Origin of the sequence: Shinella lacus (genome assembly GCF_010994755.1) — a bacterium.
Lineage (GTDB): Bacteria > Pseudomonadota > Alphaproteobacteria > Rhizobiales > Rhizobiaceae > Shinella > Shinella lacus.
The window spans coordinates 98,492-113,819 of the sequence record NZ_WHSB02000004.1; the positions used below are offsets into that span (position 1 = coordinate 98,492).

Consider the following 15,328-nt stretch of genomic DNA (forward strand, 5'->3'; position numbering starts at 1 on the left):
GCTCACGCCTCCCCTTCCACGGTCTCGCCGAGGGTCGCGGCCTCCTTGCCGTCGAGCGGCAGCACGGCCGCAACGAGGATGCCGGCGAGCGCGCCGAGGCTGACATGCCAGGGCGAGCCGACGAAATGCAGCGCCAGGATCGAGCCCGCGCCCGAGGCAAGCACCACCGGCAGCCAGTTCGCCCGGCTGCGGAAACCAAGAACGAGGCCCATGAAATAGATCGGCAGCAGCACGTCGATGCCGATAGCCTTGGGATCGCCGATCAGGTTGCCGAGAAAGCCGCCGATAATGGTGAGGCACAGCCAGGGCACATAGACGCTGAGGCCGAGCACCATGGACCAGATATAGCTGACGCGGATGCCGGAATCGGCACGCCGCTCGGTTTCGGCGAATTGCGGGTCGGTCAGCAGGAACAGCGACGTCGCCTTCTGCCAGAAGGTCAGGTGCCGGATATGCGCGGCGATCGCCGCCGAATAGAGCACATGGCGGAAGTTGACGGCGAAGATCGACAGCACCACCAACCACGGCGCCACATGATGGTTGAAGAGCTCGACGCCGACGAGCTGGCTCGCCCCGGCATAAAGCGTGGCGCTCATCAGCGCCGCTTCCGCGATCGTCAGGCCATTATCGACGGCGACGGCGCCGAAGAGTACGGCGAACGGGGCGGCGGCGATTGCGACGGCACTGCCACGCCGGAAGGCGTCGCGGATTTCTTCTTTCGTGGCGGGGGTCATGGGTCTGCTCAATGTTGCAATGGCGAAGCCATAGAGCAGCGACGGTCCACCCGCAAACCAATATGGCTGATGGACCGTTCAGCGCCGTTGATCATTCAATGCCGTTTTTAGCCCGGCGCTGATGGATGCCGCCTCACTCTCCTCCGTCATCCTCGGGCTTGACCCGAGGATCCAAGCAACGAATTCAAGGCGTGCCGCAGGATATGAATCCTCGGTCAAGCCCGAGGATGACGGAGGAGAGATTTTACCAAGCGGCGCTGAGGTCAGCTCTTTTTGAGCTGAAATGTGTGCTCGGGACCGGGGAAGCTGCGCGCCTTTACCTCTTCAGCATAGGTCGCGAAGGCCTCGCTCATGACCGGGGCCAGGTTGGCGAAATGCTTGACGAAGCGCGGCTTGAAATCGGTGAAGATACCGAGCACGTCGTCGACCACCAGCACTTGACCGTCGCATTCCGGCGACGCGCCGATGCCGATGGTCGGCGCCTTGACCTTGCCGGTGATTTCGCGCGCCAGCGGCTCCACCGTGCCCTCGATGACGATGGCGAAGGCGCCGGCATCGTCGATGGCCGCGGCATCCCGGCGGATCTTTTCGACTTCCTTGTCATTGCGGCCGAGCGAGCGATAGCCGCCGGTCGTGTTGATGAGCTGCGGCATCAGGCCGACATGGCCGAGCACCGGAATGCCGCGCTGCGTGAGGAAATCCACGGTCTCGGCCATTTCCGCGCCGCCTTCCAGCTTGATCGCCGAACAGCCGGTTTCCTTCAGCACGCGGGCGGCGGTGGCGAAGGCCTGTTCCTTCGACTGCTGGTAGGAGCCGAACGGCAGGTCGACGACGACACAGGCATTCGACGAGCCGCGCATGACGGCCTGGCCGTGCGCGATCATCATCTCGATCGTCACGCCGACGGTCGAATCCAGGCCGTAGAGCACCATGCCGAGGCTGTCGCCAACCAGCATGAAATCGACATGCGGATCCATGAGCTTGGCAATCGGCGTCGTATAGGCGGTGAGGCTGACGATGGGCCGGTCACCCTTGAGGGCGCGGATGTCGGCGGGCGCCAGACGGCGTTTCGCAGTGTGTACGCTCATGTCACGCTACCTTTGCAATTTTCACGTTTTTCGGGTCGATGACCCGGTTGTCGAGGAGTTTCGTGCTCCCGAAGCGCACAAAAAGCAACAAAAGAACCGGATTTTCACCAATTCCGTCTATGTCGGCCAGCGTTTCCGGGTCGCGCAGCGCGACCACTTCGGGCCTGGCCAGGGGCTCGGCGCGCAGGAAGGCGGTGACAGCCTCCTCCACCCGCGCCGCATCCGTTTCACCGGCGGCGATCAGCCGTTCGGCCTCGTTGAGCGCCCGCGGCACGATGGCGGCGGCGGCACGTTCCTCCGCCGAAAGATAGACATTGCGCGACGAACAGGCGAGCCCGTCGGCCTCGCGCACCGTGGGGACGCCGACCACCTCGACGGGCTGGGCGAGGTCCTCGGCCATGCGGCGGATGATGGTGAGCTGCTGGAAATCCTTCTCGCCGAAATAGGCGCGGTCCGGGCCGGCAATGTTGAAGAGTTTCGTCACGACCGTTGCGACGCCCGCGAAATGGCCGGGGCGCACGGAGCCTTCCAGCTCGGCGCCGAGCTTCGGCACGTCGACCACCGTCTCCATCGGCCGCGGATACATGTCCGCCACGCCGGGCGCGAAGAGATAGTGCACGCCTTCGGCTTCCAGCATCGCCTGGTCGCGGGCGAGATCGCGCGGATAGCGCGCCAGATCCTCGTTGGCGCCGAACTGCAGCGGATTGACGAAAATGGTGGCGACGACGATATCGTTTTCGGCGCGCGCGCGGCGGGCGAGCTCCATATGGCCGACATGAAGATAGCCCATGGTGGGCACGAGGCCGATGGTGCGGCCGTCCAGCCGATGCGGCGCAAGGGCCGCGCGCAAATCCGCGATGGTGGTGAACGTCTGCATCGGCGGCTCCTCCTTGCTCTCGCCCTCTCCCGCAGGCGATGCCGCCCGCGCGGTCTCTTCCGGACCATCTTGAGGGGGCGCCGTTTTCTATCTTGTGCAGCGCAAAAAGACAATCGGCAAACACCTTTGCCGGCGATCGGCCGGCCCGCTGGGCAGCGTTGCGTTTTGCGCACTGTACATTTCGGCCAATCGCCGGTAGAGAGCGCACCACATGCCTGTCACGGATGGGCTGAGAGTGCGACGCCAGTCCGTCGCGGAACCCGAATTCCGAAAGACCCTAGATGACAAGTTTTGAAGGCCTCGCTCCGGCGATGGCAAAGGCGTTGGAAAAACGCGGCTACACCACGCTGACGCCCGTCCAGATCACCGTCTCCGACCCCAAGCTGAGCGACGCCGACGCGCTGGTCTCCGCGCAGACCGGCTCCGGCAAGACCGTGGCCTTCGGCCTGGCGCTCGCGCCCACGCTGCTCGGCGGCGCGGAACGCTTCGAGCGCGCCGCAAGCCCGCTCGCCCTCGTCATCGCGCCGACCCGCGAACTCGCCATGCAGGTCAACCGTGAGCTGGACTGGCTCTACGAGATGACCGGCGCCGTCATGGCCTCCTGCGTCGGCGGCATGGACATGCGCACCGAACGCCGCGTGCTTGAGCGCGGCGCGCATATCATCGTCGGCACGCCCGGCCGCCTGCGCGACCACATCACCCGTGGCAACCTCGATCTCAGCGCCATCCGCGCCGTCGTGCTCGACGAAGCCGACGAGATGCTCGACCTCGGTTTCCGCGAAGACCTCGAATTCATCCTCGAAGCCGCACCCGAAGACCGCCGCACGCTGATGTTCTCGGCCACCGTGCCGAAGGAAATCGCGGCTCTTGCGAAAAACTACCAGCGCAACGCGATGCGCATCTCGACCGCCGCCGAACGCGAGCAGCATGTCGATATCGACTATCGCGCCCTGCTCGTGGCGCCCTCCGACCGCGAGAACGCCATCATCAACGTTCTGCGCTTCTATGACGCCCAGAACGCCATCGTGTTCTGTTCGACGCGCGCTGCGGTGAACCACCTCACCGCCCGCTTCAACAATCGCGGCTTCTCGGTCGTGGCGCTGTCGGGCGAACTCAGCCAGAACGAACGCACCCACGCGCTCCAAGCCATGCGCGACGGCCGCGCCCGCGTCTGCATCGCGACCGACGTCGCGGCCCGGGGCATCGACTTGCCGAACCTCGAACTCGTCATCCACGCGGACCTGCCGACCAATCCGGACACGCTGCTGCACCGTTCGGGCCGCACCGGCCGCGCCGGCCGCAAGGGCGTCAGCGCCCTCATCGTGCCGCTGAGCGCCCGCCGCAAGGCCGAGCGCCTGCTCCAGATCGCCAATCTCAAGGCGAACTGGGCAACCCCGCCCTCGGCCGAGGACATCCTGCGCCGCGACGACGAGCGCCTGCTCGCCGACCCGACGCTGACCGACAAGATCGGCGAGGACGAGATCGAAACCATCGACGCCCTCGTCGCACGCTACGATGCGAAACAGCTCGCCGCCGCCGTCGCCCGCTTCTTCAAGGCCGGCCGTTCGGCGCCGGAAGACCTGATCGAGGTGTCGCTCGAACAGCGCAAGCCGCGCGAGCGCGGCAACGATTTCATCCCGGCCGAAACCAAGCGCCCGCGCGACGGCTTTGGCTCCAGCGTCTGGATTTCCGTCTCGGTCGGCCGCAAGCAGCGCGCCGAGCCGCGCTGGCTGATCCCGATGCTCTGCCGCAACGGCAACATCACCAAGAACGAGATCGGCGCGATCAAGATGCAGCCGGAGGAGACCTTCGTGGAACTCTCCGCCGCAGCCGCCGATGGTTTCCTCGGCCATCTCGGCCCGACCAGCATGCTGGAGCGCGGCATCCGCGTGACGAAGCTCGACGGCCAGCCGGACCTCACCCCGCAGCCCTATGAGCGCATGCCGGGCGAGAAGAACCCGCGCTACGACAAGCCGGAGCGCCGCCCCGACTGGAAGCCGAAGGGCGAATTCGACAAGAAGCCGCGTTTCGAGAAGCGTGACGGCGACAAGTCGGCGGGTGCCGCCGCCAAGCCGCACTGGAAGGACCGCGACGGCGACAGCAAGAAGCCGGCAAAACCCTTCGCAGGCGCAAAGCCCTTCAAGGGCAAGCGCGACGAGAAATTCGCCAAGCCGGACGGCGCCCCGCGCAAGCCGAAGGCGAAGAAGCCGGATTACTCCTGACGGCCTTCGGCGGCGCGGAACTATCATGACCGCGCCGCGTTTCCCTCGCGCTTTTGCGAGGGGATTTTGAATGGCAGGCGAAGCGGCATCCGCCCGGGACGAGAGAAGTGAATTCAGCCGCTTCGTGACCGGCCTCGGCCGCGGCGTCGCCGGCGCGCTTTTCCTGGCGCTGCCCATGCTGATGACCATGGAAATGTGGTATCTCGGCTTCTACATGGCGCGCGAACGCCTGCTGCTGCTTCTCCTCATCAACATTCCCCTGCTGGTACTCCTCGCCCATCGCATCGGCTTCGAGGAGACCTTCACCTGGCGCGAGGCGGTCCGCGACGCGATCATCGCCTATGGCATCGGCATTCTCACCAGCCTCGTCGTGCTGTCGGCGCTCGGCCTGCTGAAAGGCGGCATGCCGGCAAGCGAACTCGTCGGCAAGGTTGCGCTGCAATCGGTGCCGGCCAGCATCGGCGCCATGCTCGGCCGCAGCCAGCTCGGCCATGACGACGACGAGGACAGCGACGACGCGACGGAAACGCGCTACCCCGCCGAACTCCTCATGATGGGAGCAGGCGCGCTCTTCCTCTCGCTCAACATCGCGCCCACCGACGAGATGATGGTGCTCGCCTACAAGATGACGATCTGGCACGCCATCGTCGTCACCGTCCTCTCCATCGCGCTCATGCACGGCTTCGTCTATGCGGTGTCCTTTACCGGCGGGCACGAGCTTTCACCGGAAACCCCCTGGTGGCACGCCTTCGTGCGCTTCACCTTACCGGGCTACGTCATCGCGCTGTCGATCAGCGTCTTCACGCTGTGGATCTTCGAGCGGCTCGGCGACAGTTCCGCCGTCGAGATCATGCTCTCCGTCATCGTGCTCGGTTTTCCCGCTTCGCTCGGCGCCGCCGCCGCGCGGCTCATCCTGTGAGGCGACGATGACGAAGACCGAAAAGGGCCGCCACCGCGAACGCCACGATCCGCACTGGATCGAATGGCTGACCGGCCTCGTCTCCGCCGTGCTGATCGCCGGCATGCTCGGCTGGCTCGGCTGGGAGGCCTTTACCCGTGAGGCGACGCCGCCGGACCTCTCCATCACCGTGCTGACGACGGAGAAGGCCACCACCGGCCGCCGCGTCACCTTCGACATCTACAACACCGCGACCACCACCGCCGCGGCCGTCACCGTCATCGGCCGGCTGACGGAGGGAGACAGGGTAATCGAGGAAAACCACGTCGTCTTCGACTATGTCGCAGCGGAATCGAAGGCGACCGGCGCCATCCTGTTCCAGGCCGATCCGGCGGGCCGCACGCTCGATATCCGGCCTGCGGGATATACCGATCCGTAAATCAACGACAAGCTGTGGACGACGGCCGGCAAGGTGGAACCAATTTCGCCCCGATGGATTGAGCAGGAGGCAACCGTCCGTGTCCGCCGACGAGAAAAGGGCATGGCAGATCCCGCAAGGCTCGAACCATGGAAATGCCCCTTCTCATCCTGCTGACGACGCAGGTTCTCCTGCCAGCCTTCTTTCTTCTATGGCTATGGCTGCCGCGCCCGCCCGACAGGCTGGGCTGGATCATGCGCGTGCTGTACGGCGCATCCTATTTCGCCTTCATCGCCGTCATCGGCCGCTGGGATTTTCTGAGCACAACGCTGGCGATCCTGCTGCCGGTCGCCTACGCCGCCTGCGCCGCCCTCTCCTACCAGCGCCTGCGCGGCCGCGACTGGAACCGCTCGCCCTCGACGATGCGCGCGCACGGCTTCACCGCGGCGATGGCGGTGTTCTTCCTGGCGCTCACCGCCCGCGCGCTGTCGGGCTACGGCTATCAGGATAGCGCCGTGGAGCTCGCCTTCCCCTTCGCCGCCGGCCACTACTATATCGGCCAGGGTGGCAGCGCGACGGCCATCAACAATCACCATGCCGACCAGAGCCAGCGCTTCGCGCTCGATATCGTCGCGCTCAACGGTTTTGGCGCCCGCGCCGACGGGCTGATGCCGAAAGAGCTTTCCGACTACGAGATCTTCGACCGGGAGGTGAAAAGCCCGTGCACCGGCGTCGCCATCTCGATCCATGACGGCGTCGACGACAATCGCATCTTCGAAACCAACACCGAGCAGCCGGCCGGCAACCACGTCATCCTTGCCTGCGGCACGGCGCGCATCCTGCTTGCGCATTTCCGCAAGGGCTCGATTGCGGTCGCGGCCGGGTCCATCGTCAGCGAAGGCGAAACGCTCGGCCGCGTCGGCAATTCCGGCAATTCGACCGAACCGCACCTGCATATGCACGCCTATCTCGGCGGCACGCTCGACTACAATGCCGGACAGGGCGTGCCGATGACCTTCGACGGCCGCTTCCTCGTGCGCGGCTCGACCGTCACTGTTCCCCAAAACTAGGATTTGATCCGCTCGAACCAGCCGTCCTCGTCGATCACCTCGACATTGAATTCCTTCGCCTTGTCGAGCTTGGAGCCGGCGCCCGGTCCGGCCACCACGAGATCGGTCTTCTTGGACACCGAGCCCGCCACCTTGGCGCCCAGCCGCTCCGCCATCGCCTTCGCCTCGTCACGCGTCATCTTCTCCAGCGAGCCGGTGAACACCACCGTTTTGCCGGAGACCGGGCTTGAGGTGACGACCACCGCTTCGGCAGCCTCCGGCGTCACCTCCTGCAACAGCCGGCCGATCACGTCGAGATTGCGCGGCTCCTTGTAGAATTCCACCATCGCCCGCGCGACGACCTCGCCGATACCGTCGATGCTGTTGAGCTCGCTCCAGGCCTCGCCCGAGAGCGAGACGGACGCCGTCATCGCTTCCGCGAAAGCGGCATAGGTGCCGTAGGCACGCGCCAGAAGCTTGGCATTCGTCTCGCCGACATGGCGGATGCCGAGCGCGTAAATGAAGCGGTTGAGGGAAATCGACCGGCGCGCATCGATGGCGTCATAGAGTTTGCGCACGCTCACCTTGCCGAAGCCATCGATGTTTTCGAGCTTCGTCAGAGAATCCGCCTGCCGCTTTTCCAGCGTAAAAATATCCGGCGCGGTGCGGATCGTCAGCGACGGGTCTTCCGCCTCGAAGAAGAAGTCGATCTGCTTCGAGCCCAACCCCTCGATATCGAAGGCATTGCGCGAGACGAAATGTTTGAGATGCTCCACCGCCTGCGCGCGGCAGACGAAGCCGCCGGTGCAGCGCGTGACCGAATCGAGCCGGCCGGTTTTTTCGTTGCGCTCACGCACCGCATGGCTGCCGCAGACCGGGCAGGTTTTCGGGAACTCATAGGCAACGGCATCCGCCGGCCGCTTTTCCATCACCACGTCCAGCACCTGCGGGATCACGTCGCCCGCGCGCTGCACGATGACGGTGTCGCCGATGCGGATATCGTGCTCCTCGGCGCGGATGCGCTCGCCGCTATTGCCGATGCCCTCGATATAATCGGCATTGTGCAGCGTCGCATTGGTGACCACCACGCCGCCAACGGTGACGGGCGTGAGGCGCGCGACGGGCGTCAGCGCGCCGGTGCGGCCCACCTGGATGTCGATCTTCTCCACGGTCGTGAAGGCCTGCTCGGCCGGAAACTTGTGTGCGGTCGCCCAGCGCGGCGAGCGCGAGCGGAAGCCGAGGCGCTCCTGCAGCGCCAGTTCGTCCACCTTGTAGACGACGCCGTCGATGTCATAATCGAGGTCCGGGCGGGCAAGGCCGATCTCGCGGTAATGCGCGATGATGTCATCGACGCGCGACAGCCGCTTCGTCATCGGATTGACGGGGAAGCCCCAGGATTTCAGCACCTCGATCATGCCATATTGCGTGTCGGCCGGCATGGCGGACATTTCGCCCCAGGCATAGGCGAAGAAGCGCAGCTTGCGGCTCGCGGTCACCGTCGCATCGAGCTGGCGCAACGAGCCGGCGGCGGTGTTGCGCGGGTTGACGTAGGTCTGCTTGCCGTCCGCCGCCATCTTTTCGTTCAGCGCGAGGAAGTCGCTCTTGGCCATGTAGACTTCGCCGCGTACCTCGACGACGTCAGGCGCACCGGCCGGCAGGCGGTTGGGGATTTCGCCGATGGTCAGCACGTTGGCCGTGACGTTTTCGCCCGTCGTACCATCGCCGCGCGTCGCGGCGCTGACCAGCCGGCCGTTCTCGTAGCGGATCGACATCGAGAGCCCGTCGATCTTCGGTTCGGCGGTAAACGCGATCGATTCGTCCGGCAGGCGGCCGAGGAAGCGATAGACCGAATTGACGAAATCGCGCACGTCCTCGTCGGAAAACGTGTTGTCGAGCGACAGCATCGGGCGGGAATGGGTGATCGGCGCGAAGGTCGGCAGCGGCGCGGAGCCCACCCGGCGCGAGGGGCTGTCATCGCGCACCAATGCGGGAAACCGCGCCTCGATCTCCTCGTTGCGCCGCTTCAGCGCATCATAGTCGGCGTCCGAAATCTCGGGCGCATCCTGCCCGTGATAGAGCTCGTCATTGCGCGCGATCTCCGCCGCCAGAAAGGCCAGCTCGGCCGCAGCCTCTTCTTCGGTCAGGGTCTCGACGGGTGTTTTCGCGTTCGCCATGGCATGCTCCGGATTTGGAGTCGTTTTAGAGCAAACTTGGCGAAAGGAAAGATGGGAGCGATGCTCAGACGCCGCCGGACAACAACCGCGCCGCCGCCGCCCTCGCCTCGTCTGTCACCGAGGCGCCGGCGAGCATGCGGGCGATTTCTTCCGTGCGGGCGCTGTCGTCCATGCGGGCAACGCGGGTGGCGACGGTCTCGCTGCCTTCGACGGGGCCTTTGGAGATCAGCAGATGCGTCGCGGCACGGGCGGCGACCTGGGGGGCGTGGGTGACGGAGAGCACCTGCACCGTCGCGGAGAGACGCTTCAGGCGCTGGCCGATCGCGTCTGCGACGGCGCCGCCGACACCGGTGTCGATTTCGTCGAAGACGAGCGTGGGCGCCGAACCGCGGTCGGCCAGCGCCACCTTCAGCGCCAGCAGGAAACGCGAGAGTTCGCCGCCCGAGGCGACCTTCATGATCGGGCCGGGGCGCGTGCCGGGGTTGGTCTGGACGTGGAACTCGACCGTGTCGATCCCCTCCTCCGCGCCACCGTCCGGATCGGTGGCGATCTGGACGGTAAAGCGCGCGCGCTCCAGCTTCAGCGCCGGCAGTTCCGCCATGACGGCGGCGGCGAGCGCTTCGGCCGTGTGGTGGCGTTTTTCAGACAAGGACCGGGCGGCAAGCTCGAAGGCGGCGCGCATCTCGGTGAGCCGCGCCTGGAGCTGCACCAGCTTCTCCTCGCCGGCATCGAGATCGGCCAGATCGGCGATCATCTTTGCCGCAAGCGCCGGCAGGCCGGTGACGGGAACCGAATATTTGCGGGCAGCGGCCCGCAGCGCAAAGAGGCGTTCTTCCGTGCGCTCCAGTTCCTTGGGATCGTATTCCGTCTTGCGCAGCGCCGCCTCGACGGCCATCTGCGCGTCAGAAAGCTGGCCCAGCGCCTGGTCGAGCAGTTCGACGGTTTCCTCCAGCAGGCCCGGCGCCTCGTGGCTCTTGCGCTCCAGCCGGCGCACGAGGGCGGCGATCAGCGGCACGGGCGAGGCATGGCCGTTCAGGAATTCGCTCGCCTCGTTGATGTCGCCGGCAATGCGCTCGGCCTTCATCATGCGGGCGCGCACTTCCGCCAGCGCATCCTCCTCGCCGTCCTGCGGCGAGAGTGCTTCCAGTTCGTCGACAGAGGAGCGCAGGTAATCGGCCTCGCGGGCGGCGGCCTCGACCTTGTCGCGGTGACGCCGCAGCGTGCGCTCGGCCTCCTTCCAGCGGTGGTAGAGCGTGCCGACCTCGGTCGCCGCCTCGCCGAGACCGCCGAAGGCGTCTAGCAGCAGGCGGTGCGCGTCCGTATCGACGAGCGCGCGGTCGTCGTGCTGGCCGTGGATTTCGACGAGAAGCTGGCCGGCTTGGCGCATGAGCTGCACGGAAACCGGCTGGTCGTTGACATAGGCCTTGGTGCGGCCGTCGGCGGATTGCTGGCGGCGGAAGATCAGGTCGCCGTCGTCGTCGATGCCGTTGTCGCGCAAAAGCGCGCGGGCGGCATGGGCGTTCGGCACGTCGAAGACGGCCGTCACCTGGCCGCGCTCCGTGCCATGGCGCACCAGCGAACCATCGCCGCGCCCGCCGAGCGCCAGCGAAAGGCTGTCGAGGAGGATGGATTTACCCGCGCCCGTCTCGCCCGTCAGCACGGAGAGACCGGGCTCGAACGCAAGGTCGAGCCGTTCGATCAGGACGATATCGCGGATCGATAGCTGCGCCAGCATGGCCCTGTCATATCTCTTTTGCGTCAGACGCCGAGCAGATTCTTGCCTGCACGCGAAATCCAGGACCCACTGTTTTCACGCGGCTCCAGACCCTTGGACTGAAGCAGCTTGTAGCTGTCGGCATACCACTGGCTATCGGGATAGTTATGGCCGAGCACGGCGGCGGCGGTCTGCGCCTCGGTCTCGACGCCCATTGCATAATAGGTCTCGACGAGACGGGCGAGCGCTTCCTCGATCTGGTTGGTCATCGGGTACTTTTCGACGACCACGCGGAAGCGGCTGGCAGCCGCGATGAATTCCTTGCGTTCGAGATAATAGCGGCCGACCTGCATTTCCTTGCCGGCGAGCTGGTCGCGGGCGAAACGGATCTTGGTCTGCGCGTCCTCGACATATTCCGAATCGGGGTAGTTCTCGACGACGGCCTGCATGGCTTCCAGCGTCTGCGCGGAGGCGCGCTGGTCCTGCGTCACGCTCGGGATCTGCTTCCAGTAGGCGAGGCCGACGATATATTGCGCGTAGGCCGCATCGGACGAACCCGGATAGAGATTGAGGTAACGCTTGCCGGCGGCGATCGCCTCTTCGTTGCGGCCCTGGCGATAATTCGTGAAGGCCGACATGACGAGCGCCTTGCGCGCCTGCTCGGAGAACGGATGCTGGCGGTCGACGGCCTCGAACTTGCGGCCCGCCTCCGTCACCTTGCCGGCATTGAGGTTGGCAAGGCCCTGATTGTAGAGCGTATCGGAAGATTCGGTCTCAGCCGAAAGCTTCGTGATGTCGATGTCCGGATCCGACTGGCATGCGGAAAGAGCGACGGAGGATCCCGCCGCGAAAAGCGTAAGATAGACAATGCGCGCCGTCTTCTTCACACCAACAGACCCTGCAACAACCATGTGATAATCCCAGTTCAACGGCGCCCCATGCGGTCAGCCCGACACACGCGCGCCCCGCGTTCTATCTCCAAATGCCTGAAGACCGCAACGCCATGCCGGCGCATTAACGCATTTTTATGGCGGAGGTGTCGGGAAAGCGGCAACCGGAACCGGCCACTACCCTTAAAGGGACCAGGGGGCGAATTCCGGGGCGTTGACGGCGATCAGTTCGCGCTGTCCGGCGCGCGAGCGCGGGACAGCCGCTTCGACCACTTCATAAGCGGTGCGGTCGCTGAGCAGCGCCTTCAGCGCATAGGCGTTCATCTTGTGGCCGCCGCGATAGGAGCGGTAGCAGCCGATGAACTGCGCGCCGGCAAGTGCCAGGTCGCCCACGGCGTCGAGCGTCTTGTGGCGCACGAACTCGTCCTTGGCGTAGCGCAGGCCCTCGACGTTGATGACCGTGTTGTCGTCGGAGATGACGACGGAATTTTCCAGCGACGAGCCGAGCGCATGGCCGGATGCCCAGAGCTTTTCCACATCGCGCATGAAGCCGAAGGTGCGGGCGCGCGACAATTCGTTGCGGAAGGTCAGCGGCGTCAGGTCGCCCTTCCAGGCCTGGCGGCCGATCAGCGGGCAGTCGAAATCAATCTCGACTTCGAATCGCGTGCCGTCATAGGGCGAGAACTCGGCCCAGGAGGCGCCTGCCTCGACACGGACCGGCTTGATGATTCGGATGTAGCGGCGCTTGACCGAAAGCGGGATGAGGCCGACCTGGTCGATCGCGTCGATGAAGGGCGCGGAGCTGCCGTCCATGATCGGCATTTCGGCGCCGTGCACTTCGATCAGCACATTGTCGAGGCCGAGCGCATAGAGCGCGGCCATGACATGCTCGACCGTGGCGATCGACGTCGTCGGCGAAAAGCCGAGAACGGTGCACAGATCCGTGTTGCCGACCTGCGAGGAGACCGCGCGATATTCGCTGACCGTGCCGTCGTCATGCTGGCGCTGGAAGACGATGCCGAAGTCGGCTTCGGCAGGATTGAAGGTGATCGACACGGCTGCGCCGGAATGGACGCCCGTCCCGGCAATCGTCACCGGGTGGGAAATCGTCGTCTGGAAACCGAGCATACCGATCGTCATGTGCATTCGCCTCGTCTTACTATCGGCTGATTCTTCGCCGACATCTTATTTCACGGCCCAAGGAAACCCTTGGCCGGGCGCGTTGCGCCCACCGACAAAGTTCGCCCGAAAGTCTGGAGTGATTTGGTGCGTTCCGGCTTGCGCCGACGATCCGATTCCTGACTGGCCCCTGTGCCCACGCTGAATGTAGTAGGTCCCTCAGTGTCAGACAAATCACTGTTTCTTTCGCTTTGTTACGCTTGCTTCAGCCCCCAAGCCCTTGAAGATAAAGCACAATAGAAAATGCCCGGACCTGGATCCGGGCATTCTGTAACACGACCCTGCGGGCGGCCTCAGTTCGACTGGCGACGGAGGAACGCCGGGATCTCCAGCTGGTCGTCCTCGCCGAGTGCACGCGGCTGCGGGTTGACGCGGCCGTGGTCGTCGAGCTGGCCGCGACGCGGGGCGTAGAGGCTGGCTTCCGGCGAAAGCGGGCGGCGCTGCTGCTGGGCCGGTGCCGCCGGCTCCTGGGCGGCCTGCGTTTCCTCATGACGGCCGAGCGACGAGGTCAGGCGCTTCAAGAGGCCCATCGGACCACGCTCTTCGTGGTGCGAGGCGACCGGCTGCTGGGCCGAACGGTGGTCCATCTCTGCCTGCACGACCGGCGGAAAATCCTCGATCTTCGGCATGCGCATGGTCTGCGGCTCCTGGCGGATGATCGGAGCGGCAGGCTCGACGCGCTGCTGCATGACCGGAGCCTGCTGCACCGGCTGCTGCTGGACCGGGCGCTGCACCGGCGTTTCGGCCGGGGCGGAGAACAGGCGGTTCTGCAGGCGCGGCTCTTCCTGGATGGAAGCGACCGGCTGCTGCATCTGCGCCGGGCGGCTGACCGGAATGGCAAGCTCGCGCTCGAGGCTCTCTTCCGAGGCGCGGATGGCTTCGGCGATCGGATCGACCATGGGCTGCTGGACGACCGGCTGCTGCATGACCGGCTGCTGGGCGACCGGCTGGGGAGCGGGTGCCACGGCCTGGACCGGAACGGCGGCGGACGGGCGAACTACCGGCTTGCTGAGGTTGCGAAAGTCAGCATTACGTGCAGCCACCTCCGAGGCCGCGCGGTCGATACCGGTTGCAACAACGGAAACGCGGATCAGGCCTTCGAGCTCTTCATCGAAGGTAGCGCCGAGTATGATGTTTGCGTCCGGATCGACTTCCTCGCGGATACGGGTTGCGGCTTCGTCGACTTCGAAGAGGGTAAGGTCACGGCCGCCGGTGATCGAGATCAGCAGGCCCTGCGCGCCCTTCATCGAGGTTTCGTCGAGCAGCGGGTTGGCGATTGCGGCTTCAGCGGCGGCCATGGCGCGGCCTTCGCCCGAAGCTTCGCCCGTACCCATCATGGCGCGGCCCATCTCGCGCATCACCGAACGGACGTCGGCGAAGTCGAGGTTGATCAGGCCTTCCTTGACCATCAGGTCGGTGATGCAGGCGACGCCCGAATAGAGCACCTGGTCGGCCATCGCGAAGGCGTCGGCGAAGGTGGTCTTGTCGTTGGCGATGCGGAAGAGGTTCTGGTTCGGGATGACGATCAGGGTGTCGACCGACTTCTGCAGTTCCTGGATGCCCTCTTCGGCAAGACGCATACGGCGGCCGCCTTCGAAGTGGAACGGCTTGGTGACAACGCCGACGGTCAGGATGCCCTTGTTGCGGGCGGCCTGGGCGACGACCGGAGCCGCACCGGTGCCCGTGCCGCCGCCCATGCCGGCGGTGACGAAGCACATGTGGGTGCCGTTCAGGTGGTCGATGATCTCATCGATGCACTCTTCGGCGGCAGCGCGGCCGACTTCCGGCTGCGAGCCGGCGCCGAGACCTTCGGTGACGGCGACACCCATTTGGATGATCCGCGTCGCCTTGGTCATGGTCAGCGCCTGGGCGTCGGTGTTGGCAACGACGAAATCGACGCCTTCCAGGCCCGCGGTGATCATGTTGTTGACGGCGTTGCCGCCGCCGCCCCCGACGCCGAAGACGGTGATGCGGGGCTTCAGCTCGGTGATGTCCGGCTTCTGGAGCTTGATAGTCATTGCAGTGTTCCTTTCGTTTCCGGCCGCTTCGCCCAGCCGGTCTATTCCCAAAACTCAGATGTCGGTC

At 65.4% G+C, this 15,328-nt stretch carries 12 protein-coding genes; 4 read left to right on the forward strand and 8 right to left on the reverse strand.

The window, feature by feature from the left end:
* Positions 1 to 2: 2 nt before the first annotated feature.
* From GB927_RS11900 to panC, 3 genes are all read right to left on the reverse strand, one after another.
* Positions 3 to 734, reverse strand: coding sequence for an AzlC family ABC transporter permease (locus GB927_RS11900; protein ID WP_256117123.1), 732 nt, complete (start codon positions 732 to 734; stop codon positions 3 to 5).
* 263 nt (positions 735 to 997) lie between these two features.
* Positions 998 to 1,822, reverse strand: a complete 825-nt coding sequence (gene panB / locus GB927_RS11905) for a 3-methyl-2-oxobutanoate hydroxymethyltransferase (RefSeq protein ID WP_256117127.1) — start codon at positions 1,820 to 1,822, stop codon at positions 998 to 1,000.
* A 1-nt stretch (position 1,823) separates the two neighbouring features.
* Entirely contained in the window at positions 1,824 to 2,699 is an 876-nt protein-coding gene (gene panC, locus GB927_RS11910) for a pantoate--beta-alanine ligase (protein WP_256117130.1), read from the reverse strand.
* A gap of 281 nt (positions 2,700 to 2,980) precedes the next feature.
* Here panC and GB927_RS11915 point away from each other — a divergent pair, with 281 nt between their 5' ends.
* The 4 genes from GB927_RS11915 (at position 2,981) to GB927_RS11930 (ending at position 7,307) form a co-directional block, all read left to right on the forward strand.
* On the forward strand, positions 2,981 to 4,921 hold the full coding sequence (locus GB927_RS11915; RefSeq protein ID WP_256117131.1) for a DEAD/DEAH box helicase: 1,941 nt from the start codon (positions 2,981 to 2,983) through the stop codon (positions 4,919 to 4,921).
* Between the two features lie 70 nt (positions 4,922 to 4,991).
* Entirely contained in the window at positions 4,992 to 5,840 is an 849-nt protein-coding gene (locus GB927_RS11920; RefSeq protein WP_256117132.1) for a TIGR02587 family membrane protein, read from the forward strand.
* Positions 5,841 to 5,847: 7 nt separating this feature from the next.
* Positions 5,848 to 6,258, forward strand: a complete 411-nt coding sequence (locus tag GB927_RS11925) for a TIGR02588 family protein (RefSeq protein ID WP_256117133.1) — start codon at positions 5,848 to 5,850, stop codon at positions 6,256 to 6,258.
* 128 nt (positions 6,259 to 6,386) lie between these two features.
* Positions 6,387 to 7,307 carry a M23 family metallopeptidase gene (locus GB927_RS11930; protein ID WP_256117135.1) on the forward strand — a complete coding sequence of 307 codons (921 nt, stop codon included), beginning with the start codon at positions 6,387 to 6,389 and terminating at the stop codon, positions 7,305 to 7,307.
* Here the strand turns inward: GB927_RS11930 and ligA are convergent.
* The 5 genes from ligA to ftsZ all read right to left on the reverse strand — a co-directional run bounded on the left by ligA (position 7,304) and on the right by ftsZ (position 15,261).
* Positions 7,304 to 9,460: an NAD-dependent DNA ligase LigA gene (gene ligA, locus GB927_RS11935; protein ID WP_256117136.1), complete on the reverse strand. Its 2,157-nt coding sequence runs from the start codon at positions 9,458 to 9,460 to the stop codon at positions 7,304 to 7,306. The two genes, GB927_RS11930 and ligA, sit on opposite strands and share 4 nt — an antisense overlap.
* A gap of 64 nt (positions 9,461 to 9,524) precedes the next feature.
* Complete coding sequence (recN, locus tag GB927_RS11940) at positions 9,525 to 11,195, reverse strand: DNA repair protein RecN (RefSeq protein WP_256117139.1); 1,671 nt, start codon at positions 11,193 to 11,195, stop codon at positions 9,525 to 9,527.
* Between the two features lie 23 nt (positions 11,196 to 11,218).
* A complete protein-coding gene (locus GB927_RS11945) occupies positions 11,219 to 12,085 on the reverse strand; it encodes an outer membrane protein assembly factor BamD (RefSeq protein WP_256117140.1) in 867 nt (288 codons plus the stop codon).
* A gap of 162 nt (positions 12,086 to 12,247) precedes the next feature.
* Positions 12,248 to 13,204, reverse strand: coding sequence for a UDP-3-O-acyl-N-acetylglucosamine deacetylase (lpxC, locus tag GB927_RS11950; protein WP_256117141.1), 957 nt, complete (start codon positions 13,202 to 13,204; stop codon positions 12,248 to 12,250).
* 332 nt (positions 13,205 to 13,536) lie between these two features.
* Positions 13,537 to 15,261, reverse strand: coding sequence for a cell division protein FtsZ (gene ftsZ / locus GB927_RS11955; RefSeq protein WP_256117142.1), 1,725 nt, complete (start codon positions 15,259 to 15,261; stop codon positions 13,537 to 13,539).
* Between the last annotated feature and the right edge of the window lie 67 nt (positions 15,262 to 15,328).

Excerpts from the sequence above, each read along its gene's own strand:
- GB927_RS11920 (WP_256117132.1), top strand. The coding sequence starts at position 4,992 with ATGGCAGGCGAAGCGGCATCCGCCCGGGACGAGAGAAGTGAATTCAGC.
- GB927_RS11900 (WP_256117123.1), bottom strand. The coding sequence starts at position 734 with ATGACCCCCGCCACGAAAGAAGAAATCCGCGACGCCTTCCGGCGTGGC.
- ftsZ (WP_256117142.1), bottom strand. The coding sequence starts at position 15,261 with ATGACTATCAAGCTCCAGAAGCCGGACATCACCGAGCTGAAGCCCCGC.
- lpxC (WP_256117141.1), bottom strand. The coding sequence starts at position 13,204 with ATGACGATCGGTATGCTCGGTTTCCAGACGACGATTTCCCACCCGGTG.
- GB927_RS11925 (WP_256117133.1), top strand. The coding sequence starts at position 5,848 with ATGACGAAGACCGAAAAGGGCCGCCACCGCGAACGCCACGATCCGCAC.
- GB927_RS11930 (WP_256117135.1), top strand. The coding sequence starts at position 6,387 with ATGGAAATGCCCCTTCTCATCCTGCTGACGACGCAGGTTCTCCTGCCA.
- recN (WP_256117139.1), bottom strand. The coding sequence starts at position 11,195 with ATGCTGGCGCAGCTATCGATCCGCGATATCGTCCTGATCGAACGGCTC.
- GB927_RS11915 (WP_256117131.1), top strand. The coding sequence starts at position 2,981 with ATGACAAGTTTTGAAGGCCTCGCTCCGGCGATGGCAAAGGCGTTGGAA.
- GB927_RS11945 (WP_256117140.1), bottom strand. The coding sequence starts at position 12,085 with ATGGTTGTTGCAGGGTCTGTTGGTGTGAAGAAGACGGCGCGCATTGTC.
- panB (WP_256117127.1), bottom strand. The coding sequence starts at position 1,822 with ATGAGCGTACACACTGCGAAACGCCGTCTGGCGCCCGCCGACATCCGC.
- panC (WP_256117130.1), bottom strand. The coding sequence starts at position 2,699 with ATGCAGACGTTCACCACCATCGCGGATTTGCGCGCGGCCCTTGCGCCG.
- ligA (WP_256117136.1), bottom strand. The coding sequence starts at position 9,460 with ATGGCGAACGCGAAAACACCCGTCGAGACCCTGACCGAAGAAGAGGCT.